Source organism: Gluconobacter sp. P1D12_c (assembly GCF_018812105.1).
GTDB classification, from domain to species: domain Bacteria; phylum Pseudomonadota; class Alphaproteobacteria; order Acetobacterales; family Acetobacteraceae; genus Gluconobacter; species Gluconobacter oxydans_A.
This window is the reverse complement of record NZ_JACSIQ010000068.1, coordinates 1-858: the sequence shown is the minus strand read 5'-3', so window position 1 is coordinate 858 and position 858 is coordinate 1. Positions and strand designations below refer to the sequence as shown.

General features: G+C 57.5%; 1 protein-coding gene. It reads right to left on the bottom strand.

Features of this window, described 5'->3' with window-relative positions; genetic code table 11:
• On the bottom strand, positions 1-858 hold an 858-nt coding region (locus KP705_RS15525; RefSeq protein ID WP_215764810.1), incomplete at both ends, for a Tn3 family transposase.

Below are 858 nucleotides of genomic sequence, written 5' to 3'. Positions count from 1 at the left end.
GATCACCGGGGCTTTGATCTGGAAACAGGTGAAGTTTCCGCTCTTTCAGATCCCGTATCCTGGGCGCAAATCGATAACCAAAGAAGGGCATCAGCCCGAAAACATGATCCGATGCCCCACCCGTGTCGGTATAATGCTCTTCAATGGAAAGCCCGTTGGCATGATACAGCAGCCCATCCAGAACATAGGGTGCTTCACCGGCCGTCGCCGCAATCACCCGGGTCGAAAACGGATCATACTGATCGGAGATGTGGGTGTAGAAACTGACGCCCGGTTCACTGCCATTGCGCGCATTGATATCGCTGATCGCAGCGCCTCTGCCACCTGCATGAAACAATTGACCATCACTTGAGGACGATGTGCCGTCTCCCCAGAGTGACGCCAGGGGCAGCCCACGATGGGCTGCAACCATACGGCCAAGGGCTTCGGCGTATCCGGCCTCGCTGATATGCCAGTCATGCAGATGCGCCAACTGGCGCAGGGKGGCACCCTGACAGGTGTCGGCCATGCGTGTCAGACCAAGATTAATCCCATCCGCCAGGATCACCGTCAGCAGGGCGTTTTTGTCATCCGCKACACGGCTGGAACGGCGATGGGTAAAGCAGKCGGTGAAGCTGATCCAGCGGTCCACTTCCAGCAGAAGATCAGTAATCTTGATGCGTGGCAGCCGGTCGTAAGCCGCCCGCCTCAACTCTTCCACAGCAGGGGGTGTAATTGCTTTCAGAGGCGAAATCACAAGACCATGTGCATCAAGCCGGACCTGTGACAACTCGCCCTTCCTGGCAAGAGCCGTCACCCGGTTCAGCGCGGTTTCCAGCACTGCACGCCGTGGAGAAAGGAACGTGTCAGCCGTAGCAT